At 58.8% G+C, this 22692-nt stretch carries 22 protein-coding genes; 15 read left to right on the top strand and 7 right to left on the bottom strand.

Annotated features, from left to right (window positions below):
* Nucleotides 1–28: 28 nt before the first annotated feature.
* Together ACX3YD_RS03230 and ACX3YD_RS03235 are read right to left on the bottom strand one after the other, a co-directional pair.
* On the bottom strand, nt 29–1882 hold the full coding sequence (locus ACX3YD_RS03230) for an Lnb N-terminal periplasmic domain-containing protein (RefSeq protein ID WP_458959255.1): 1854 nt from the start codon (nt 1880–1882) through the stop codon (nt 29–31).
* 96 nt (nt 1883–1978) lie between these two features.
* Nucleotides 1979–2467: a DUF3015 domain-containing protein gene (locus tag ACX3YD_RS03235; RefSeq protein WP_090325302.1), complete on the bottom strand. Its 489-nt coding sequence runs from the start codon at nt 2465–2467 to the stop codon at nt 1979–1981.
* Nucleotides 2468–2743: 276 nt separating this feature from the next.
* Between ACX3YD_RS03235 and ACX3YD_RS03240 the strand changes: the two genes are divergently transcribed.
* Nucleotides 2744–5182: a Lon protease family protein gene (locus ACX3YD_RS03240; RefSeq protein ID WP_458959256.1), complete on the top strand. Its 2439-nt coding sequence runs from the start codon at nt 2744–2746 to the stop codon at nt 5180–5182.
* Between the two features lie 319 nt (nt 5183–5501).
* Nucleotides 5502–5843, top strand: coding sequence for a PA4575 family protein (locus tag ACX3YD_RS03245; protein WP_047533476.1), 342 nt, complete (start codon nt 5502–5504; stop codon nt 5841–5843).
* Between the two features lie 3 nt (nt 5844–5846).
* Here the strand turns inward: ACX3YD_RS03245 and ACX3YD_RS03250 are convergent, their stop codons facing one another.
* Nucleotides 5847–7676 carry a hypothetical protein gene (locus tag ACX3YD_RS03250; protein ID WP_103403499.1) on the bottom strand — a complete coding sequence of 610 codons (1830 nt, stop codon included), beginning with the start codon at nt 7674–7676 and terminating at the stop codon, nt 5847–5849.
* A 169-nt stretch (nt 7677–7845) separates the two neighbouring features.
* Here ACX3YD_RS03250 and ACX3YD_RS03255 point away from each other — a divergent pair, with 169 nt between their 5' ends.
* The 3 genes from ACX3YD_RS03255 (at nt 7846) to ACX3YD_RS03265 (ending at nt 9531) form a co-directional block, all read left to right on the top strand.
* Nucleotides 7846–8334: a TIGR00645 family protein gene (locus ACX3YD_RS03255; RefSeq protein ID WP_047533470.1), complete on the top strand. Its 489-nt coding sequence runs from the start codon at nt 7846–7848 to the stop codon at nt 8332–8334.
* A gap of 149 nt (nt 8335–8483) precedes the next feature.
* The gene (locus ACX3YD_RS03260; protein WP_103403500.1) at nt 8484–8792 is read left to right on the top strand and encodes a DUF6482 family protein; all 309 of its coding nucleotides are present in this window, start codon (nt 8484–8486) and stop codon (nt 8790–8792) included.
* Between the two features lie 121 nt (nt 8793–8913).
* Nucleotides 8914–9531, top strand: a complete 618-nt coding sequence (locus ACX3YD_RS03265) for an FKBP-type peptidyl-prolyl cis-trans isomerase (protein ID WP_047533466.1) — start codon at nt 8914–8916, stop codon at nt 9529–9531.
* Nucleotides 9532–9585: 54 nt separating this feature from the next.
* Here ACX3YD_RS03265 and ACX3YD_RS03270 read toward each other — a convergent pair whose 3' ends face one another.
* From ACX3YD_RS03270 to ACX3YD_RS03280, 3 genes are all read right to left on the bottom strand, one after another.
* Nucleotides 9586–9843, bottom strand: coding sequence for a PA4570 family protein (locus ACX3YD_RS03270; RefSeq protein ID WP_103403501.1), 258 nt, complete (start codon nt 9841–9843; stop codon nt 9586–9588).
* A gap of 200 nt (nt 9844–10043) precedes the next feature.
* The gene (locus ACX3YD_RS03275; protein WP_047533463.1) at nt 10044–10385 is read right to left on the bottom strand and encodes a zinc ribbon domain-containing protein YjdM; all 342 of its coding nucleotides are present in this window, start codon (nt 10383–10385) and stop codon (nt 10044–10046) included.
* A gap of 114 nt (nt 10386–10499) precedes the next feature.
* Nucleotides 10500–11468 carry a polyprenyl synthetase family protein gene (locus tag ACX3YD_RS03280; protein ID WP_047533460.1) on the bottom strand — a complete coding sequence of 323 codons (969 nt, stop codon included), beginning with the start codon at nt 11466–11468 and terminating at the stop codon, nt 10500–10502.
* 240 nt (nt 11469–11708) lie between these two features.
* Here ACX3YD_RS03280 and rplU point away from each other — a divergent pair, with 240 nt between their 5' ends.
* From rplU to ACX3YD_RS03305, 5 genes are all read left to right on the top strand, one after another.
* Nucleotides 11709–12023: a 50S ribosomal protein L21 gene (gene rplU / locus ACX3YD_RS03285; RefSeq protein WP_007950961.1), complete on the top strand. Its 315-nt coding sequence runs from the start codon at nt 11709–11711 to the stop codon at nt 12021–12023.
* Nucleotides 12024–12058: 35 nt separating this feature from the next.
* Nucleotides 12059–12316 (top strand): 50S ribosomal protein L27, encoded by a 258-nt coding sequence (rpmA, locus tag ACX3YD_RS03290; RefSeq protein ID WP_003281574.1) that lies wholly within the window; start codon nt 12059–12061, stop codon nt 12314–12316.
* A 197-nt stretch (nt 12317–12513) separates the two neighbouring features.
* Nucleotides 12514–13737: an Obg family GTPase CgtA gene (cgtA, locus tag ACX3YD_RS03295; RefSeq protein WP_047533450.1), complete on the top strand. Its 1224-nt coding sequence runs from the start codon at nt 12514–12516 to the stop codon at nt 13735–13737.
* 134 nt (nt 13738–13871) lie between these two features.
* Nucleotides 13872–14990, top strand: coding sequence for a glutamate 5-kinase (gene proB, locus ACX3YD_RS03300; RefSeq protein ID WP_103403502.1), 1119 nt, complete (start codon nt 13872–13874; stop codon nt 14988–14990).
* Between the two features lie 12 nt (nt 14991–15002).
* On the top strand, nt 15003–15467 hold the full coding sequence (locus tag ACX3YD_RS03305) for a CreA family protein (protein ID WP_103403503.1): 465 nt from the start codon (nt 15003–15005) through the stop codon (nt 15465–15467).
* A 119-nt stretch (nt 15468–15586) separates the two neighbouring features.
* Here ACX3YD_RS03305 and rpsT read toward each other — a convergent pair whose 3' ends face one another.
* Nucleotides 15587–15865, bottom strand: a complete 279-nt coding sequence (rpsT, locus tag ACX3YD_RS03310; protein ID WP_020798646.1) for a 30S ribosomal protein S20 — start codon at nt 15863–15865, stop codon at nt 15587–15589.
* 387 nt (nt 15866–16252) lie between these two features.
* Between rpsT and murJ the strand changes: the two genes are divergently transcribed.
* From murJ to fkpB, 5 genes are all read left to right on the top strand, one after another.
* The gene (murJ, locus tag ACX3YD_RS03315) at nt 16253–17791 is read left to right on the top strand and encodes a murein biosynthesis integral membrane protein MurJ (protein ID WP_458959257.1); all 1539 of its coding nucleotides are present in this window, start codon (nt 16253–16255) and stop codon (nt 17789–17791) included.
* A gap of 129 nt (nt 17792–17920) precedes the next feature.
* Nucleotides 17921–18871, top strand: a complete 951-nt coding sequence (ribF, locus tag ACX3YD_RS03320) for a bifunctional riboflavin kinase/FAD synthetase (RefSeq protein WP_178083107.1) — start codon at nt 17921–17923, stop codon at nt 18869–18871.
* Nucleotides 18872–21703 (top strand): isoleucine--tRNA ligase, encoded by a 2832-nt coding sequence (gene ileS / locus ACX3YD_RS03325; protein ID WP_458959258.1) that lies wholly within the window; start codon nt 18872–18874, stop codon nt 21701–21703.
* Entirely contained in the window at nt 21696–22208 is a 513-nt protein-coding gene (lspA, locus tag ACX3YD_RS03330; RefSeq protein ID WP_458959259.1) for a signal peptidase II, read from the top strand. Before ileS ends, lspA begins: the two co-directional genes overlap by 8 nt.
* Complete coding sequence (fkpB, locus tag ACX3YD_RS03335) at nt 22201–22653, top strand: FKBP-type peptidyl-prolyl cis-trans isomerase (protein WP_047533425.1); 453 nt, start codon at nt 22201–22203, stop codon at nt 22651–22653. The genes lspA and fkpB overlap by 8 nt, the downstream gene beginning before the upstream one ends.
* Nucleotides 22654–22692: the final 39 nt, after the last annotated feature.

Genomic DNA, 22692 nt, shown 5'->3' on the forward strand with positions numbered 1-22692 from the left:
CACAACGGGGTGGCGCGCTGCCTGTGAGCTAGTAGTGATACCACTTCACCTCAAGCATCACTTCGTTCTCGGGCGTGGCCAGGTGGCTGAATTCGCGCTGGGCGCTCAGGCGCAGGCCCAGGTTGCGCGACAGTTCCCACTGCTGGTTCAGGCTCAGGCCACGACGCACTTCGCCATTGGTGAAGTAATCGCCCTTGGCTTCCAGGCTGAAGTTGCCCAGCGGATTTTTCCACAGCAGGCCCGTGTTGAAACCCGCCGCCGGGGCGATAAAACCGGCGAAGTCATTGTTGTGTTCGACCCGTACCGTTCCCAAGGCAAAACCCAGCAGGTCGTCGCCCAGTTGCCAGGTGCCACCACCGCCGCCGTTGACGTGGCTGACCAGGGTTTCGTCGTCATGTTTGCCCGGGACCCGCTCCAGACCGCCTGTGACCTGCCACGACAGCGGTTGCAGCAACTCATTGCGCGGTGTCAGGGAGCGGATGGTCGCCAGATCCAGTTGCTGTAACTGCCAGTCATTGCCTTCGTACTGGCGCAATTTGAGCTGGAGGATTTCGATCTGCGCGCCGAGGGGGAAACTTTCGGCGTTGTCGTTGAGGTCGTGATAGGCCATGCGCAGGCCGTATTCACCAAACGCCTTGTCGCCCCGGGTGCCGAGACCGGCCTGCCAGGTGCGGGATTCGTGACCGTCCTCCGGCAGGCCGGGTTGCGGGATGTCCAGCTCCGGTGCCGGGTTCTGATTGATCGCCCGCAGCAGTTCGAAGCTGCGCTGGGCCCGTGCGGGATCGCGTTCCTGTCCATTGGCCCGGTAGCGCTCCAGTCGATAAGCGGCGTCGATGATCAACGCCTGGCGGTCGCGGGGCTGTGCCTTGAATGCCGGGGCCTGCAATTGTTTCTGGTCGGCGCTGACCTTCAGCACCCACTGTTGTTCTTCGGCGGTCAGCGGTTCGGCGCGGCTCAGCAGTTCCCGTTCACGCGACGGCCGATATTGAATGGACTCCACCAGCCCGGCCTCTTTCACCGCTTTGACAGTGTCGGTGGGAATGGCCGTCAGGGGGAATTGTTCGGTCAGGCGCAGGCTCGGGCGAGCCACTTGCAGCAGCTCCAGCAGGCGATAGGAACAGTTTTCGTCGAAGAAAAAATAGTCGAACTTGATCTGTTTCAGTTCCCAGACGTGCTCGACCATGCGCGCCGTTTCTGCCTGGGTCAGGTTCAGCCGGTATTCCCACAGGTCACGGTTTTCCAGGCTGCGGTACTCCGAGAGTTTTTCCTGGTACGGCACCAGCGCAAACAGTCCCGGATACCCGCCCATCAGGCCTTTCCAGGCATAGAGGATGCTGTTATCCGAGCCTTCGATGTAGGCGCCGAAGTTGATCGCGTAGCTGAGCAGCGAGGTCTTGTCGGTCTGTACGTCAGCCTGATCGATGCGCAACAGGGTGTGGCCGAACATCGAGGAGGGGCTGTTCAGGTAAGCCGCCGGAAAAATCATCACCGCGCTGTGGGGCGAAACATCCTTGAACCACTGCTTGAATTCAGCGCAGTCCACGGTCGGCAGGTCCGTCAGGTTGAGCTGCGCTTTCAGCCAGCGGGTGCGGGCCGGGTAAACGCATTGGGCATGCTGTTCGCCTGTACTGGCCGGGGCATACAGCGCTTGCACGGTGGCCGCCAGTTCGTGATCAGGGTGTTCATTGCCATCGGCGGCGAGGAAGAATTTTTTGTCACTGACGTAGCTGCGCCAGCCGCCGAGCTTGGCGGTTTCGTAATGACCCAGGGAAATCCAGAAGGGATCGTTGGCCAGTTGCTGCAAACGTTGTGGATCGATGTGAGGCGCGGCGGACAGCGGGGCGCAGATACTGAGCGCCAGCCAGGCAAGGCGTTTGAGCATAAGTGGCAACTTAATTCGAAAAAAAACAAAGACCCAAAGAGGGGCAGGTCCAAAAAACAAAACCCGCTTCCCTGAAGAAGCGGGGTGGCGTCGAGCTTAAGCCTGGGTGGCGTACTTGGCCAGACGAGGGTCGTTTTTCAGAACGGCCAGCGTGTTGGTATGCACATCTTCAGCGGTCACGTCAGCTTTGCTGAAGATTTGTTGGAAGTGCTCGTGAGTGACGGCGGCGAAGTGCGCACGGTCTTCCGGCGCCACGCCCAGTACCACGGCGTAAGTAGTCAGCGCTTCGCCCTGACCTTTAGCCATGTCTTCGGACAGCTCGTTCATCATGCCATTCATGGCGAACCAGGATTTGCCGCCATAGGTCAGCGCCGCGTTGGTCGCGCAACCGTTGGTACCGGAAGTCATGCCGAAGGTTGCGTTGCCGGAAGTGCCGTTGGTGGTGGATGCCAGGAAGTGAGCCGGAGTACCACGCTGACCTTCGAACAGCATGTTGCCCCAACCGCAATCCGGACCGCCTGGCGCTTGAGCCATGGCGTTGAGGGATGCAACGGTGAAGAGAGTACCGAGAAGAATCCGTTTCATAGCTTTGTTCTCTTTTAGATGCGTACCAATGGAAAAGGGGGTTTGGCCCGTTCCGGCGCCAGTTGGGCCGGTTATTAGTCCCCGCGCAGTTTGGAGTTTAGGCACGATCAAGCGGTTCCGTGATTTTTTGCAAAACATTCGTTGAAAACAGTGAATTGGCGCGGCTCTGTACCGGGGTTTCGACTTCTCTATGCTTTGGGTAAGGCGCTCCTTGCCAGTCGGGCATGGGCAGCGCCAGAATGCCGCTATCTGCCCCGCCTGATGTAAGGAAGCCCGATGCCTGATCCTGTTGCTGCCAGCTTGCGTCTAGCGCCTGAAGCGCTGACCCGTCCGTTTTCCGCTGAACAGTTCAGCTTCTCTACCACTAATGATCTGGAGCCCTTCCGCGGTGTGCTTGGCCAGGAACGTGCGGTCGAAGCCTTGCAGTTCGGTGTGGCCATGCCACGCCCCGGTTACAACGTGTTCGTCATGGGTGAGCCCGGCACCGGCCGGTTTTCGTTCGTCAAACGCTACCTGAAGGCCGAAGCCAAACGCCAGCAGACCCCGGCGGACTGGGTCTACGTCAATAATTTCGATGAGCCGCGCGAGCCCCGCGCACTGGAATTGCCGTCGGGCACTGCCGGCGCCTTCATCGGCGACATCAACGGCTTGATCGACAACCTGCTGGCCACCTTTCCAGCGGTGTTCGAGCACCCGTCCTATCAACAAAAGAAAAGTGCCATCGACCGCGCCTTCAACCAGCGCTACGACAAGGCGCTGGATATCATCGAGCGTCTGGCCCTGGAGAAGGATGTCGCGCTCTACCGAGACAGCAGCAACATCGCCTTCACCCCGATGGCCGAGGGCAAGGCGCTGGACGAGGCGGAGTTCGCCCAGTTGCCGGAAGCCGAGCGTGATCGCTTCCATGACGACATTTCCGCTCTGGAAGAGCGTCTGAACGAAGAGCTGGCCAGCCTGCCGCAATGGAAGCGCGAGTCGAGCAATCAGCTGCGCCACCTCAACGAAGAAACCATCACCCTGGCCTTGCAGCCGTTGCTTTCGCCGTTGTCGGAAAAGTACGCAGAGAACGCCGCCGTGTGCGGTTACCTGCAGGCGATGCAGGTGTACCTGCTCAAGACCGTGGTCGAGCAACTGGTGGACGACAGCAAGACTGACGCCGTCGCCCGCAAACTGCTGGAAGAACAGTACGCGCCGAGCCTGGTGGTCGGTCATGCCTCCAGCGGTGGTGCGCCCGTGGTGTTTGAGCCGCACCCGACTTACGAAAACCTGTTTGGCCGGATCGAATACAGCACCGATCAAGGCGCGCTGTACACCACCTATCGCCAGTTGCGGCCGGGTGCGTTGCATCGGGCCAACGGCGGCTTCCTGATCCTGGAAGCGGAAAAAATGCTCAGTGAGCCGTTCGTGTGGGACGCGCTGAAACGCGCCCTGCAATCGCGCAAGCTGAAAATGGAATCACCGCTCGGAGAACTGGGGCGCCTGGCCACTGTGACCCTGAACCCGCAAAACATCCCATTGCAGGTCAAGGTCGTGATCATCGGAGCCCGTTCGCTCTACTACACGCTGCAGGACCTCGATCCGGACTTCCAGGAGATGTTCCGCGTCCTGGTGGATTTCGATGAAGATATCCCGATGGTCGACGAGAGCCTGGAGCAGTTCGCCCAGTTGCTCAAAACCCGTACTTCGGAAGAAGGCATGGCGCCGTTGACCGCCGATGCGGTGGCACGGCTGGCGACTTACAGTGCTCGCCTGGCCGAGCATCAGGGGCGTTTGTCGGCACGCATTGGCGATCTGTTCCAACTGGTCAGCGAGGCGGATTTCATTCGTCATCTGGCGAGTGATGAAATGACCGATGCCGGCCACATCGAGCGGGCGCTCAAGGCCAAGGCCACCCGGACCGGGCGTGTGTCAGCGCGGATTCTCGACGACATGCTCGCCGGGATCATCCTGATCGACACCGATGGCGCGGCCGTCGGCAAGTGCAACGGCTTGACGGTGCTGGAAGTCGGCGATTCGGCCTTCGGTGTGCCGGCGCGGATTTCTGCCACGGTGTATCCGGGCGGCAGCGGTATCGTCGATATCGAACGTGAGGTCAACCTGGGTCAGCCGATTCACTCCAAAGGCGTGATGATCCTCACCGGCTATCTGGGCAGTCGTTATGCCCAGGAATTCCCGTTGGCGATTTCCGCGAGCATTGCGCTGGAACAATCCTACGGTTATGTCGATGGCGACAGTGCGTCGCTGGGCGAGGCGTGCACGCTGATCTCGGCATTGTCGAAAACCCCGCTCAAGCAGTGTTTTGCAATCACCGGTTCGATCAACCAGTTCGGTGAAGTGCAGGCGGTGGGTGGGGTCAACGAGAAGATCGAAGGGTTCTTCCGTCTCTGCGAAGCCCGTGGGCTGACCGGCGAGCAAGGGGCAATCATTCCCCATGCCAACGTCGCGACGCTGATGCTCGACGAAAAAGTGCTGACTGCGGTGCGCGCAGGGCTGTTCCATGTCTACGCGGTGCGCCAGGCGGACGAGGCCTTGAGCTTGCTGGTGGGCGAGCCGGCGGGTGAGCCGGATGAGAATGGCGAGTTTCCTGAAGGCAGTGTCAACGCGCGGGTGGTTGAGCGCTTGCGGGTCATCGCGGAAATGATCAGCGAAGACGATCTGAAGGAAGCCGAGAAAGAGGCGGCGCAGGAGGCACTGGTCGAAGCCAAACCGGCCTGATACAAAACAATCCAGGGATTAAACCGCTCCACTGTGGGAGCGAGCCTGCTCGCGATGACGGATTAACATTCAGCATGTTTGTTGATTGTCAGTCTGTTATCGCGAGCAGGCTCGTTCCCACATTTGTTTGTGTGTATCCCAAAGTGCCATCACTCTGGCGTCAATATTCACACAATGACCATTCGGCGCCTTCTGGTCTTGCCTGACGTGCTAGTCAGACTTTTCTTCTATTCTCTGCTCAAGGATATCGACAGTAATCACTGGATCGAGACAGCCTTCGCGTGGGGGCTGAATACCGGATCTAACGAGGGTCGCCGCCATGTCGCGCAACCTCTGCCTCACCCGTCAATGCCTGGGCCTTGTGACCCGTATCGAATGCGCCATCAAACCGTTGGCGGGCGATACGGGCATGTGGACCTTACTCTTCGCCGCCGGAATGGCGGGCGAACAACCTTCAGCCATCAAGGCTCAAGGTCCGTTTCATGGACCTTTTGTCGCTGAGTCGATACTCGACACCATCGTTGAAAGCCTAACCTTGCACGGTTATGAACTGGCCGATGACCCGCAGATCTGGTGCCTGCATCTGCAAGCCCAGTTGCGGGAAATCAACGGTGGTCGTTGCCGTAGCGTCGGTGGCTTCGAGTTCCGGCCCGAGCATTAAGCGCTATTGGACCAGATGGGACGTGTCGGCCTTGTCGAGCTTGACCTCGAAACCGTATTGCACGGTGGTGAGGTCAGTTCGCTGATAGGTTTCCAACTGCGTGGGTTGCCCGTAGAAGTAATGCACGGCAAATAATCCGGGGCCTTCTGCACTCGCATCATGGTTGACCGCCAGAATTTCCTTCAGGTAGTTGCCGCTGTCATCCTTGGCGAAAAAACGCCAGTCCTGATCGGGAAACACTTTCAGATCCACCACCAGTGCATTGCCCTTTAGCTCAAGCCCCTTGGGCAGCTGATGGGCGTCGAGGGGCTTTTTCTCGACCGTGGCCAGGAACAGCGGCATGGAGCCCACCACGTAAGCCGGTGTTTCCGGAAACAGGTTCAGGTCATAGGTGATGGTGCCGCGCAGTGGATCGACCTGGTAGGCCTCTGCGGGTAGTTCGATGGGCTCGTCGCGTTTGCCGCGACTGTCCTCGGTGAAGAAACTGACGGGGCTGTCGCCGGGGTTGAAGGACGAGCCGAGCAGTTCGTCATTGAAGCTTTTGAGGTGACTGAATTCGACCCTTGCAGCGCTGGGGTCATCGACCGATTGACTGATGTTGACCCCTTTTTTCAGTTGTTCCTCCGTCAATGCGGCGCCTTTGAGCCAGGTCGACGCCTGGTCGTCATACACCACCACAGGAAAGCTCAGTGGCTGGATGGTTTTCTCCGTGGTGTGGCGGTCGAAGCGACGCACCGGCAGGTTCAGGTCCTTGCGCGTTACGGTGGCTCCGGAAAAATCCAGCAGGCTGACTTCGAGGGTTTCGATCGGCCCGTTGAAGTACACCTTCGAGTAATGGTGGGTTTGTTGCTTTTCAAAGGCGCGCTGTTCTTCGTCGAGTTGTTTGCCGAACGCGTCGGTCCATGTTTTCTGCTGCTGCATTTTTGCCAGCTGTTGTTGGTAGAAGGCGATTTGCGAGGCGGTTTCGTTGATTGACCCCGAGCGCGTGAGAAATTGCCCGGTGGCGTCCCTGGCCTGGACGATCAGCGGGTTCAGTGGGGTTTCGCCAATCTCGGGTGCAAGCGGTGCGTTGTTGTTGAACTCAATTTCGGCGTAGTTGTGGGTCAGCTTCAGCAAGGTGACGCTGAGGTTGTCGTTGGTGCGAGTCTGGCCAACGTCCTTTTTCGTCAAGTCGAAGCTGTAGAGCCGGCGCGGTGCAATGACTTCCAGCTTGCCTTGCAGGCTCACCGGTTGTGGCTGGTTCTTGTGGTCGATGTCCAGGCCTTCGATGAACGGGTAGGTCACGGTCAGGTCATCGGGGCTGGTCAGGTTGGAGCTAGACGGGCTCAATTGAATGCCCGGATCGGTTTCCGACCATTCCGGCTGGAAAGCGATGACGCGTTTGTTGTTCAGGGTGACCGACTGCCATTCCAGGCCATGGGGAAACAGGAACGCGGCGGGAATGTTGAAATTGAAGGGGAACACCGGTTGCAGGTCGATCAGGTAGTCGGAACTGGAGTCTTTGCGCAGCACGAACAGGCCGTTGATATAGGTATCGACCAGGGCCTGGGGCGTGGGGTAGTGCTTGAGTACGGCGAGGGCGTCGTCGCCGTACTCGGTTTCCACGGGTTTGCTGTCCAGCTTGAGCTGCGCGCGTTCCAGCAGCAACAGCGAGCCGCCCAGTTCAGCCACGGCATCCTTGAGTTTAGGGTCGGTGATGGCGTCCAGGGATTTTTCGAACTGCGCGGTCTTTTCCTCGAGGCTGACCTGGCGTTTCTCTTCGCCGGGTGAGCAGGCGCCCAGCAACAGGGCCAGGCAAACTCCAGCACTCGTTAACGTTAGTCGCACATCCATTTCCACTCTTCCTGTCCGATATCACGCGGCTGTCAATAGTTTGGACACTAGCAGAAAAAATTTGACACATACGCGCAGGTGGCGGATTTCTCAACGGTTTCTGGCGGCTTTTGGGCATACACAGGCGACTGTTATACTCGCGGCCATTTCAGACCACGTGTGAGATTCAATGGAACGCTTTATCGAAAATGCAATGTATGCATCCCGCTGGCTGCTGGCACCGATCTACTTCGGTCTGTCCCTGGGATTGTTGGCGCTGGCACTGAAATTTTTCCAGGAAGTCTTCCACGTCATTCCCAATGTCTTTTCGATGGCCGAGTCGGACCTGATTCTGGTGCTGCTGTCGCTGATCGACATGGCACTGGTGGGCGGTCTGCTGGTGATGGTGATGATTTCCGGCTACGAGAACTTCGTTTCCCAGCTGGATATCGACGAACACAAGGAAAAGCTCAATTGGCTGGGCACCATGGATTCGTCTTCATTGAAGATGAAGGTGGCGGCGTCCATCGTGGCCATTTCCTCCATCCACTTGCTGCGGATTTTCATGGACGCCAAAAACGTCGATCCCGAGCATTTGAAGTGGTACGTGATCATTCACATGACGTTCGTGGTGTCGGCGTTTGCCATGGGTTATCTGGATAAGCTGACCAAGCACTGACACCAGGCATGCCCCCTGCGGCGAGCAAGCTCGTTCGCCACAGGGGATTTTGCCCAAACAGACGGGCGGCATCGTTTGTGGCTTGTGCTTTGACGCGCCGAGGCATATCCCTGTAGATGTCTTGGCTCGCCAATGCGTGAGGTGCGTTCATGAACCTGCAAGAGTTGAATGCCTATGCTGTCGCCGGGAAGGTCGATGAGCTGAACCTGATCTCCATGGAAGGCGGTATCTACCTGCTGGAAGCGCGGATGCATGGCGCGGCATATCCATTGAGCGATGCTCGCGGGCAGATGTTTCACCTGCGTTCGGTCGAGCATGCGCGTGAAGTGCTGCATTCCTTTCCCAAGTTGAATTTCAACCTCGTGCACACCTTGGTCCATGACGAGATGTGCGGGCTGGGTGACGTCGAAGAACACCTGAAGGTGCCGATCGACCTTGGTTCTTCGCGACAGGGCTGACGTCCCTGATCAACACCGTGGCAACTGTGCTAGTCTGCTGGCCCTTTTGGTTCCGGGCGCTCCGGGACGCGCTGTGCACGCACGGCAAGTTCCAGGGCCGTCCGCACAGCGGAGCAGTGTCATGTCCGAAGTAAATCTGTCCACCGACGAAACCCGCGTCAGCTACGGTATTGGCCGTCAGCTGGGCGACCAACTGCGTGATAATCCGCCACCGGGCGTTAGCCTGGACGCGATCCTGGCTGGTCTGACCGACGCATTCGCCGGTAAGCCAAGCCGTGTGGGTCAGGAAGAAATGTCCGCCAGCTTCAAGGTCATCCGCGAAATCATGCAAGCCGAAGCGGCAGCCAAGGCTGAAGCGGCTGCTGGCGAAGGCCTGGCCTTTCTGGCCGAGAACGCCAAGCGTGAAGGCATCACCACCCTGGCTTCCGGTCTGCAGTTCGAAGTGCTGACTGCTGGCGAAGGCGCCAAGCCATCCCGTGAAGACACCGTGCGTACTCACTACCACGGCACCCTGATCGACGGCACTGTGTTCGACAGCTCCTACGAGCGTGGCCAGCCTGCAGAATTTCCGGTCGGCGGCGTGATCGCTGGCTGGACCGAAGCCCTGCAACTGATGAATGCCGGCAGCAAATGGCGTCTGTACGTGCCAAGCGAGCTGGCTTACGGCGCACAAGGCGTTGGCAGCATTCCGCCGCACAGCGTACTGGTGTTCGACGTCGAGCTGCTCGACGTTCTGTAAGGCCTGCTGATTACCTGTAGGAGCGAGCTCGCTCCTACAGTGTTTTACTGTATTTCATACTTCGATTTTATGGTGCGGTTCAGTGTGCGGGCGCAAGGCCCGGGCATAGCAGAACAGAAACAGATTGCGCACCAGTTCCTTGAGTACCATTGGCTCGCAGGAGCTCAGGCCATTGACGTCCAGATCACCCTGATCCTGCAGTTCGCACAAGGCTTCCTCTTCAAGCACCGCACAGACTTCCCCGGTTTCCCGATGCAGGATTCGCAGGTAAGGGTGTGGGCGGTCCAGCCAGGCATCGATCAAATAAGTCATGCGTCATCTCCATTGAAAAGGGTTTCAATGAGAATAATTCCTATTATCTGAATAGCAAGCATCTATCGACGGATTGTGGCTTTTCCGGGGTAAAGACTGCGCAAGGTCAAAATAGCTGGCGGCTGGCTACGGCGAGAGAGGCGGGGCGGGGGAGGGCGAAGCACCATCCCGCGCTTGGCGCGGGATGGAATACAGCGGAATCAGACTTTTCTGACGAACTCGGATTTGAGTTTCATCGGGCCGATACCGTCGATCTTGCAGTCGATATCGTGATCGCCATCGCACAGGCGAATGTTCTTGACCTTGGTGCCGACCTTGACCACCAGGGATGTGCCCTTGACCTTGAGGTCCTTGATTACGGTGATGGTGTCGCCGTCCTGCAGGACATTGCCGACCGAATCCTTTTTAACGGTGTCATCGGACACGGCTTCGGCTTCACCGTTGGCGGACCACTCGTGGGCGCACTCGGGGCAAATCAGTTGGGCGCCATCTTCGTAGGTGTATTCGGAATTGCATTTCGGGCAGGGTGGCAACGTGCTCACTAAGGCTCCTTTGGATTCAGGATCGCTAAAAAGCGCACATTATATAGGGTTTTAGGCGGGAGCGGGCACAGCGCAGGAAAACCTGTGGGAGCGAGCTCGCTCCCACAGTGTCTGTCAGTGCGTGCGGGCGACGGCGAACTCGCTCAGCTCGACCAGGGCATCGCGGTATTCGCTGGCAGGCAGCGCCTCGAGGCATTTGATCGCGCGGGCAACGTAGTCGCGGGCCAGTTGCGCGGTGTAGTCCAGGGAGCCCGAGGCTTCCACGGCTTCGCGGATGCTTTCCAGGTCTTCGATACCCCCTTTCTGGATCGCCTTGCGCACCAGTGCAGCCTGTTCCGGCGTGCCCTCGCGCATGGTGTAGATCAGCGGCAGGGTCGGCTTGCCTTCAGCCAGATCGTCACCGACGTTCTTGCCCAGGGTTTCTGCGTCGCCCTTGTAGTCCAGCAAGTCGTCGACCAACTGGAAGGCTACGCCCAGATGATCACCGAACGTGCGCATGGCTTCAGCCTGCTCCGGCGTGGCTTCGCACAGGGCTGCGGCACTGTGGGTCGAGGCCTCGAAGAGCATCGCGGTCTTGCCGCGGATGACTTCCATGTAGGTTTCTTCGGTGGTGCTGGCGTCACGGACCTTCGACAGCTGCAGCACTTCGCCTTCGGCGATGATGCGCGTGGCTTGCGAGAGGATCTTCATCACCGGCATGGAGCCGAGCTCGACCATCATTTCGAAGGAGCGCGAATACAGGAAGTCGCCCACCAGCACGCTGGGGGCGTTGCCCCACATCGCGTTGGCGGTCGAGCGACCACGGCGCATGCCGGACATGTCCACCACGTCATCGTGCAGCAGGGTCGCTGTATGCAGGAATTCGATGGTGGCTGCCAGCAGGCGCAGGTCGTCGCCTTCGCGACCCAGTGCCTTGCCGCACAACAAGACTAATAAAGGACGCAGGCGTTTGCCGCCGGCCGAGGTGATGTAATCGCCGATTTTCGATACCAGCGGCACTCGGGAAGTCAGCTGCTTCTTGATGATGCCGTCGACGGCGCTAAAATCGTCCGCCACCGCGCGGTAGAAAGCTTGGGGTTGCATCAGCGACAGTTGCTCCAGAAGGGTTGCGCGGCATGCTAGGACCCGCGTCGGCAGGTGTCAAGGCGCGATGGACGGCCTATTGCAAGGCGCTCGTGCCTTGCGTACAATCGCGCACCCTGAACTTCCTGGGCAGCACCTGCCTTACGCAATTGCAAGCGGGCCTTCCAGCCCCATGCAGCCATGCCAGCCAATACCTCTTCTTATAAAGAGCTGGGTGAGCAGGATTATCGGAGAAATACCATGTCTTATGCAGTAATCGTTACTGGCGGCAAGCAGTACAAAGTCGCCCCAGGTGAATACCTGAAGATCGAAAAACTGGAAGTCGCTACCGGCGAATCCGTTACCTTTGATCGCGTTCTGTTGGTTGCCAATGGTGACGACGTGAATATCGGTGCTCCAGTTGTTGCTGGCGCTACCGTTGTGGCTGAAGTGATCTCCCAAGGTCGTCACGATAAAGTCCGCATCATCAAGTTCCGTCGCCGTAAGCACCACATGAAGCGTATGGGCCACCGCCAGTGGTACACCGAGATCAAAATCACCGGTATTCAGGCTTAATTACAGCCTAATTCCTCACTAGGAGAATTGAACTCATGGCACACAAAAAAGCTGGTGGTAGTACCCGTAACGGTCGCGACTCAGAAGCCAAACGCCTTGGCGTGAAGATGTATGGCGGCCAGGCTATCAAAGCAGGCAACATCATCGTGCGTCAGCGCGGCACCCAATTCCACGCTGGCTACGGCGTTGGCATGGGTAAAGATCACACCCTCTTCGCTAAAGTCGAAGGCGTGATCAAGTTCGAAGTAAAAGGCGCCTTCGGTCGTCGTTATGTGAGCGTAGTCGCAGCTTAATTGCGCGATCGCTGGAAAAGCCCTGTCTCGCGACGGGGCTTTTTCGTTTGTGGGGTGAGTCTCTTGCAAAACTGTTTGTATGGGCTGTCGGCGCGCTGGATTGTGCGGTCGTTGATTGAGGTCGCTGCGCTCATTTTTGCAAGAGTCTTATGTCTTAGTGTTTTTCGGCTCGTCCGTATGGCGAGAGGCGTTGTGTTATGAAGTTTGTTGATGAAGTATCGATTCGAGTAAAGGCTGGCGACGGCGGTAACGGTTGCATGAGTTTCCGGCGCGAGAAATTCATCGAGAACGGTGGTCCGAACGGTGGTGATGGCGGTGATGGCGGCTCGGTCTACATGATCGCCGACGAAAACCTCAATACCTTGGTGGATTACCGTTACACCCGGCACTTCGATGCCGAGCGTGGCTCCAATGGTGGCAGCACCGACTGCACCGGCAAGAAGGGTGAGGATCTGGTTCTGCGCGTTCCGGTTGGCACCACCGTGATCGATTCCGCGACTCAGGAAGTGATCGGTGACCTGACCAAGGCTGGCCAGAAGCTGCTGGTGGCCCATGGCGGCTGGCACGGTCTGGGTAACACGCGTTTCAAGTCCAGTACCAACCGTGCACCGCGCCAGACTACGCCGGGCAAGCCGGGCGAGCAGCGTGATCTCAAGCTGGAAATGAAAGTGTTGGCGGACGTGGGCCTGCTGGGCTTGCCGAACGCTGGCAAAAGTACCTTTATCCGTTCGGTATCGGCGGCCAAGCCGAAAGTTGCCGACTACCCGTTCACCACGCTGGTGCCAAACCTCGGCGTGGTCAGCGTCGATCGCTGGAAAAGCTTCGTGGTCGCGGATATTCCGGGCCTGATCGAAGGTGCTTCCGAAGGCGCGGGTCTGGGCATTCGCTTCCTCAAGCACTTGTCGCGTACCCGTCTGCTGCTGCACCTCGTCGACATGGCGCCGCTGGATGACACCAGTGCTCCGGACGCCGCAGAAGTCATCGTTAACGAATTGACCAAGTTCAGTCCGTCCCTGGCTGAGCGTGATCGTTGGTTGGTCCTGAACAAGTGCGACCAGATTCTTGAAGAAGAGCATGATGCGCGCGTCAAGGAAATCGTTGATCGCCTGGAGTGGACGGGTCCGGTCTATGTGATTTCGGCCATCGCCAAGCAGAACACCGAGCGCTTGTGCCACGACATCATGCGCTATCTGGAAGACCGTGCCGATCGTCTGGCCAATGATCCCGCCTACCGGGAGGAGCTGGCAGAGCTCGATCAGCGCATTGAAGACGAGGCGCGTGCCCAGCTGCAAGCGCTGGACGATCAGCGTGCCCTGCGTCGCAGCGGCGTGAAGTCGGTCCATGACATCGGCGACGATGATTGGGATGAAGAAGACGTGGATGACGAAGACGGTCCGGAAATCATTTACGTGCGTGACTGATTCGTTGCGATAAACTTAAGCGCCGCTCAATTGAGCGGCGTTTTGGTATCTGGAAATCGGTTGGTCACGAATAGCCACGAATAACGTCACGGGCAGTGCCAGGTCGCGCTGCCCTCAAGCTAAGGTTGAAGATGATGCGGAGCAAGGTGACAGGTGCGCAGCGTTGGGTCGTGAAGATCGGCAGCGCTTTGCTGACGGCGGACGGCAAGGGCCTGGATCGCGCGGCAATGGGTGTCTGGGTTGAGCAGATGGTGGCCTTGCATGAGGCGGGCGTCGAGCTGGTGCTGGTGTCCTCCGGGGCGGTAGCGGCCGGCATGAGCCGTCTGGGCTGGACTACGCGACCCAGTGCAATGCACGAGCTTCAGGCCGCCGCTGCAATCGGCCAGATGGGGTTGGTGCAGGCCTGGGAGTCGAGCTTTGCCGAGCATGGCCTGCACACTGCGCAGATTCTCCTGACTCACGACGACCTGTCCGACCGCAAGCGCTACCTGAATGCCCGCAGTACCTTGCGTGCGCTGGTGGAGCTGAAGGTTATTCCGGTGATCAACGAGAATGACACCGTGGTCACCGATGAAATCCGTTTCGGCGATAACGATACCCTGGCGGCGCTGGTGGCCAACCTGGTCGAGGCTGATCTGCTGGTGATCCTGACCGATCGCGATGGCATGTTCGACGCCGACCCGCGCAACAATCCTGATGCCAAGTTGATTTACGAAGCGCGTGCCGATGATCCGGCGCTCGATGCTGTAGCGGGTGGCACTGGTGGTGCGCTGGGGCGTGGCGGCATGCAGACCAAATTGCGCGCGGCGCGTCTGGCGGCGCGTTCGGGTGCTCATACGATCATCGTAGGTGGGCGCCTTGAGCGCGTGCTGGATCGCCTGAAGGCGGGCGAGCGCATCGGCACCTTGCTCTCGCCTGAGCGCGGCATGCTGGCGGCGCGCAAACAATGGCTGGCCGGGCATCTGCAAACCCGCGGCACATTGGTGCTGGATGCAGGGGCGGTGGTGGCGTTGTCCCAGGGTAACAAGAGCTTGCTGCCGGTCGGGGTCAAGCTGGTTCAGGGCAGCTTCCGTCGCGGTGAGATGGTGGTGTGCGTGGCGCCGGACGGTCGTGAAATCGCCCGTGGCCTGGCCAACTACAGTGCGCTGGAAGCTCAAAAAATCATCGGTCAGTCGTCCGAGGCGATTGTCGGTCTGTTGGGTTACATGGCAGAGCCGGAGCTGGTTCACCGCGATAACCTGATTCTGGTCTGAAGGAATATCTGAATGCGCGTGGCAAAAGGATTGTTGGGCTTGCTGTTGGCGGTGCCCTTGCTGGCTTCGGCGGAAGAAATCGGTCAGGTCTCGACGGTGTTCAAGTTCGTCGGGCCAAATGACCGGATCGTGGTCGAGGCCTTTGATGATCCCAAGGTCGATGGCGTGACCTGCTATCTCTCACGCGCCAAGACCGGCGGTGTGAAGGGTGGTCTTGGATTGGCCGAGGATCGCGCCGAGGCGTCCATCGCTTGCCGGCAGGTCGGGCCGATCAGCTTCAAGGGTGAGCTCAAGGATGGCGACGAAGTATTCAAGGAGCGCACTTCGCTGGTCTTCAAGACCATGCAGGTGGTGCGTTTCCTCGACAAGAAGCGCAATACGCTGGTGTATCTGGTGTACAGCGACCGTTTGATCGAGGGTAGCCCGCAGAATGCCGTCACGGCGATTCCGATTCTTCCTTGGGCTAACACCCAATAATCTGACCCAATCAGAACTGTGGGGGTGAGGAGGCTCGCCCCCACAGTTTTTTGTGTGTTCATCAAATTGCAGGCAATAAAAAACCGACCCTGAGGTCGGTTTTTTAATGAGCGTGTCGCTTAGGCAGCAGCGGCAACGTTCAGGGCCTTGACGTGGCCATTCAGGCGGCTCTTATGGCGAGCGGCTTTGTTCTTGTGGATGATGCCTTTATCGGCCATACGGTCGATAACTGGCACGGCCAGAACGTAAGCAGCTTGAGCTTTTTCAGCGTCTTTTGCGTCGATGGCCTTAACTACATTCTTGATGTAGGTACGAACCATGGAACGCAGGCTGGCGTTGTGGCTGCGACGCTTCTCAGCCTGTTTTGCACGTTTTTTGGCGGAAGGTGAGTTGGCCACCGTCGAGCTCCTCGAAAGACTTTTAGGAAATAGCAATCAAAATAGGCCGCGAATCATGCCGATGAGTTGCAGTGTTGTCAAGGGCGGAGGAAACGTTCCGCTAAGTGGTAGGTCCCGACCCCTTGAAAACGACTGCGCTCGGCAATGCAGCGTTGAAAACAGTCTCGAAATGCTCATTGACGTTCGTCAACTCTGCTTTCTCGCCTGTTTTCGCCTTGTCTTGCCTTCGCTCGTCACGTTTTCATGAGGTCGGTGGCACAGAATATTTCTTTCCGGCGTGCGACCTGTAAACTCGCGAGCTTTGGCTCTGTGCTGTTGCGGCGCGGAGTATCGCATAAGTAGGCGCTCAGTTCGCCTGCTGTTTATCGACAGGCACAAACTCTTTCAATGAATCTGCTCAAATCGTTGGCCGCCGTCAGCTCTATCACGATGCTTTCCCGGATCCTGGGCTTCGTTCGTGACACCCTCATTGCACGCATATTTGGTGCAGGAATGGCGACCGACGCGTTCTTCATCGCCTTCAAATTGCCCAATCTGTTGCGGCGTATCTTCGCGGAGGGCGCGTTCTCCCAGGCTTTTGTGCCGATTCTTGCCGAATACAAAAGCCAGAAGGGCGAGGAGGCGACGCGAACGTTCATTGCTTACGTCTCGGGTCTGCTGACGCTGGTGCTGGCCGTGGTGACCGCGCTGGGGATGATTGCCGCACCCTGGGTCATCTGGGTGACGGCGCCGGGCTTTACCGATACGCCGGAAAAATTCGAGCTGACCTCCAGCCTGCTGCGGGTGACCTTTCCTTACATCCTGCTGATTTCCCTGTCCTCGCTGGCGGGCGCGATCCTTAACACCTGGAACCGCTTTTCGGTGCCGGCCTTTGTGCCGACCCTGTTGAACGTCAGCATGATCATTTTTGCGGTGTTCCTGACGCCGTACTTCGACCCGCCGGTGATGGCGCTTGGCTGGGCGGTTCTGGCCGGCGGCCTGGCGCAGCTGTTGTATCAGCTGCCACATCTGAAAAAGATCGGCATGCTGGTGCTGCCGCGCCTGAATCTGAGTGATACGGGGGTCTGGCGGGTCATGAAGCAAATGCTGCCGGCGATTCTCGGGGTGTCCGTGAGTCAGATCTCGCTGATCATCAACACCATTTTCGCTTCGTTCCTGGTCGCCGGTTCCGTGTCCTGGATGTACTACGCCGACCGTTTGATGGAGCTGCCGTCCGGTGTGCTGGGCGTGGCATTGGGCACGATCCTGTTGCCGACCCTGGCCAAGACCTACGCCAACAAGGATCGCCATGAATATTCGCGAATCCTCGACTGGGGCCTGCGCCTGTGCTTTGTACTGGTGTTGCCATGTTCCCTGGCGTTGGGGATTCTGGCTGAGCCGTTGACGGTTTCGCTGTTCCAATACGGTCAATTCAATGCATTTGATGCGGCCATGACCCAGCGTGCGTTGATCGCCTATTCGGTCGGGTTGCTCGGGATCATCGTGATTAAAGTGCTGGCACCGGGCTTTTATGCGCAACAAAACATCCGCACGCCGGTAAAGATCGCAATTTTCACCTTGATCATCACCCAGCTGTTCAACCTCATGCTGATCGGTCCGCTGGCTCATGCTGGTTTGGCGCTCGCCATCAGTGGCGGTGCCTGTATCAACGCCGGGTTGCTCTTCTATCAGCTGCGCAAGCAGCAGATGTACCAGCCACAACCGGGCTGGGGGGTATTCGGCTTGAAGCTGGTGATCGCGGTGACGGTGATGTCAGGCGTGTTGCTGGGTGCGATGCACTTTATGCCAGCCTGGGATCAAGGGCATATGCTTGAGCGGTTCCTGCGCCTGGGGGCATTGGTGGTCGCCGGTGTGGTGGCGTATTTCGGGATGTTAGTGTTGATGGGTTTTCGCTTGCGCGACTTTAATCGCAAGGCGTTGGGCTAAGGCCCGGGCCTCGATAAACACGGGTGGGCCGGCGTTTTTGTCGGCTCGATCACTTTGGGATACGGTGTTGCCTGTCGTCGGCCGCCGGGTGTGGTTATAATCGACCACTTTATGAGCAAGAAGCGCGTTATGCAGCTGGTTCGAGGCCTCCAAAATCTGCGCCCCCAGCATCGGGGCTGTGTCGCCACTATTGGCAACTTTGACGGTGTACACCGTGGCCACCAGGCTATCCTGGCGCGACTGCGTGAGCGTGCGCTTGAATTGGGCGTGCCCAGCTGCGTGGTGATTTTCGAGCCGCAGCCGCGTGAGTTTTTTGCGCCGGACACGGCACCGGCCCGTTTGGCACGCCTGCGCGACAAGTTGCAGCTGCTCGCTGCCGAAGGCGTTGACCGGGTCTTGTGCCTGGCCTTCAATCAGCGTCTGAGCAAGCTCAGCGCCAGCGAGTTTGTAGACACCATTCTGGTGGATGGCCTGGGCGTGCAGCATCTTGAAGTCGGCGACGACTTCCGTTTCGGCTGTGACCGGGTAGGGGATTTCGATTTCCTGCAACAGGCCGGCGTGAAGCAGGGCTTTACCGTCGAGGCGGCTCAGACTGTCGAACTCGACGGTATCCGGGTCAGCAGCACCCAGGTGCGTAATGCGCTGGCCGCTGCAGACTTTGCCCTTGCCGAACGTCTGCTTGGCCGCCCGTACCGGATTGCCGGGCGGGTGTTGCATGGCCAGAAACTGGCGCGCCAGTTGGGTACGCCAACGGCCAACATTCAACTCAAGCGCCGTCGCGTGCCGTTTACCGGGGTTTACCTGGTCAGCGTCGACCTCGACGGCAAGACCTGGCCAGGCGTCGCCAATATCGGCGTTCGACCTACGGTCCAGGGAGATGGCAAAGCCCACCTCGAAGTCCATCTTTTAGATTTTGCCGGCGATCTGTATGACCGGCGTATGACGGTGGTTTTCCACCAAAAGCTGCGTGAAGAGCAGCGTTTCGCCTCTCTGGAGGCGCTTAAGACGGCGATCAATGCGGATGTCGCCGCCGCCCGTGCCCTGTCGCACCTAGCGCCAATCGCTAATGAAGAGCCTTAAATGACCGACTATAAAGCCACGCTAAACCTTCCGGACACCGCCTTCCCAATGAAGGCCGGCCTGCCACAGCGCGAACCGCAGATTCTGCAGCGCTGGGACAGTATTGGCCTGTACGGAAAGTTGCGCGAGATTGGCAAGGATCGTCCGAAGTTCGTACTGCACGACGGTCCTCCGTACGCCAACGGCACGATTCACATCGGTCATGCGCTGAACAAGATTCTCAAGGACATGATCATCCGCTCGAAGACCCTGTCGGGCTTTGACGCGCCTTATGTTCCGGGCTGGGACTGCCACGGTCTGCCGATCGAGCACAAAGTCGAAGTGACCCACGGCAAGAACCTGGGCGCGGACAAGACCCGTGAACTCTGCCGTGCATACGCCACCGAGCAGATCGAAGGCCAGAAGTCCGAATTCATCCGTCTGGGCGTGTTGGGCGATTTCGCCAACCCCTACAAGACCATGGACTTCAAGAATGAGGCCGGTGAAATCCGCGCCCTGGCAGAAATCGTCAAGGGCGGTTTCGTGTTCAAGGGCCTCAAGCCTGTGAACTGGTGCTTCGATTGCGGCTCGGCCCTGGCCGAAGCGGAAGTCGAGTACGAGAACAAGAAGTCCTCGACCATCGACGTGGCCTTCCCGATTGCCGATGAAGCCAAGCTGGCTGCCGCATTCGGTCTGCCATCGCTGGCCAAACCGGCTTCGATCGTGATCTGGACCACGACCCCGTGGACCATCCCGGCCAACCAGGCGCTGAACGTTCACCCGGAATTCAACTACGCCCTGGTCGATGTCGGCGACAAATTGCTGGTGCTGGCTGAAGAACTGGTCGAGTCGTGCCTGGCACGTTACTCGCTGGAAGGCTCGGTGATCGCCACTGCCACCGGTTCCGACCTGGAGCTGATCAACTTCCGTCACCCGTTCTACGACCGTCTGTCGCCGGTTTACCTGGCCGATTACGTCGAACTGGGCGCCGGTACTGGCGTGGTTCACTCTGCACCGGCCTACGGCGTCGACGACTTCGTGACCTGCAAGAAATACGGCATGGTCAACGACGACATCCTCAATCCGGTACAAAGCAACGGCGTTTATGTGCCATCGCTGGAATTCTTCGGCGGTCAGTTCATCTGGAAGGCCAACCCGGCCATCGTCGACAAGCTGACCGAAGTAGGTGCGCTGCTGCACACCACCATCATCGAGCACAGCTACATGCACTGCTGGCGCCACAAGACGCCACTGATCTACCGTGCCACCGCGCAGTGGTTCATCGGCATGGACAAGCAGCCAACCACCGGTGACACCCTGCGCCAGCGCTCGCTCAAGGCCATCGAAGAGACCAAGTTCGTGCCGGCCTGGGGCCAGGCGCGACTGCACTCGATGATCGCCAACCGTCCGGACTGGTGCATCTCCCGTCAGCGCAACTGGGGGGTACCGATCCCGTTCTTCCTGAATAAGGAAAGCGGCGAACTGCACCCACGTACCGTCGAGCTGATGGAAGAAGTCGCCAAGCGCGTCGAAATCGAAGGCATCGAAGCCTGGTTCAAGCTGGATGCCGCCGAACTGCTCGGTGATGAAGCGCCACAGTACGACAAGATCAGCGACACCCTGGACGTCTGGTTCGACTCGGGCACCACGCATTGGCATGTCCTGCGCGGTTCGCACCCGATGGGCCACGAAACCGGACCACGCGCCGACCTGTACCTGGAAGGCTCGGACCAGCACCGTGGCTGGTTCCACTCGTCGCTGCTGACCGGTTGCGCCATCGACAACCACGCGCCGTACCGCGAACTGCTGACCCACGGTTTTACCGTCGACGAGTCCGGCCGCAAGATGTCCAAGTCCTTGGGCAACGTCATTGCACCGCAGAAAGTCAACGACACCCTGGGCGCCGACATCATGCGTCTGTGGGTCGCGTCGACCGATTACTCGGGTGAAATGGCGGTTTCCGAGCAGATCCTGCAACGCAGTGCGGACGCCTACCGGCGTATCCGTAACACCGCACGTTTCCTGCTCTCGAACCTGACCGGCTTCAACCCGGCCACCGACCTGCTGCCGGCCGAAGAAATGCTGGCACTGGACCGTTGGGCCGTGGATCGCACCTTGCTGCTGCAACGCGAGCTGCAAGAGCACTACGGCGAATACCGCTTCTGGAACGTCTACTCCAAGATCCACAACTTCTGCGTGCAGGAGCTGGGCGGTTTCTACCTGGACATCATCAAGGACCGCCAGTACACCACCGGCGCCGACAGCAAGGCCCGTCGTTCGTGCCAGACCGCGTTGTTCCACATCTCCGAAGCGCTGGTGCGCTGGATCGCGCCGATCCTGGCGTTCACCGCCGACGAGCTGTGGCAATACCTGCCGGGCGAGCGCAACGAATCGGTGATGCTCAACACCTGGTACGAAGGCCTGACCGAATTGCCGGAAGGTTTCGAACTCGGTCGCGCCTACTGGGATCGCATCATGGAAGTGAAGGTTGCGGTCAACAAAGAGATGGAAATCCAGCGCGCGGCGAAAGCCGTCGGTGGCAACCTGCAGGCTGAAGTGACGCTGTTCGCCGAAGACGCACTGAGCGCCGACCTGGCCAAACTGAGCAACGAACTGCGTTTCGTGCTGATCACCTCCACCGCCAGCGTCGCACCTTTCGTGCAGGCGCCGGCCGATGCCGTGGTCACCGAAGTCAGCGGCCTGAAGTTGAAGATCGTCAAGTCGGCCTTCGCCAAGTGCGCCCGTTGCTGGCACTGCCGTGAAGACGTCGGCGTGAATCCGGAGCATCCGGAAATCTGCGGTCGTTGCGTCGACAACATCAGCGGCGCTGGTGAGGTTCGTCACTATGCCTAATGCCGTTGGCCGTTTCGGACGGCTGAGCTGGCTCTGGTTGAGTTTGCTGGTCCTGGTCATCGACCAGGTCAGCAAGTTCTACTTCGAAGGCAAGCTTGCGATGTACCAGCAAATCGTGGTGATCCCCGATTACTTCAGCTGGACCCTGGCCTACAACACTGGCGCGGCGTTCAGCTTCCTGGCTGACAGTTCCGGTTGGCAGCGCTGGCTGTTTGCACTGATCGCGGTGGTGGTTAGTGCGGTGCTGGTGGTCTGGCTCAAGCGCCTGGGGCGCAACGAAACCTGGCTGGCCATCGCCCTGGCGCTGGTGCTCGGTGGTGCGTTGGGCAATCTGTATGACCGCATTGCCCTGGGGCATGTGATCGATTTCATCCTGGTGCATTGGCAGAACCGCTGGTATTTCCCGGCGTTCAACTTTGCCGACAGTGCAATTACCGTCGGTGCCGTGATGCTGGCACTGGATATGTTCAAAAGTAAAAAGACCGGAGAAGCCGTTCATGACTGAACAGGTATTGGCTGAGCAACGCATTGGCCAGAACACGGAAGTCACCTTGCATTTCGCATTGCGCCTGGAGAATGGCGACACGGTGGACAGCACCTTCGACAAAGCCCCGGCGACGTTCAAGGTCGGTGACGGCAACCTGTTGCCAGGTTTCGAAGCGGCGTTGTTCGGTTTCAAGGCTGGCGACAAGCGTACTCTGAGCATCGAGCCGGAAAACGCCTTCGGCCAGCCCAACCCGCAAAATGTGCAGATCATTCCGCGCTCTCAGTTCCAGGACATGGAGCTGTCGCCGGGTCTGTTGGTGATCTTCAATGATGCGGCCAATACTGAATTGCCAGGTGTGGTGAAAGAGTTCGATGATGCTCAAGTGACCATCGACTTCAACCACCCGCTGGCAGGCAAGACGCTGACCTTTGACGTGGAAATCATTTCCGTCACAGCGCTGTAACTGACCAAACCGGCCCGTTGTAGGCGCGAGCCCGCTCGC

The sequence above is a fragment of the Pseudomonas fluorescens group sp. PF-1 genome (assembly GCF_054481335.1).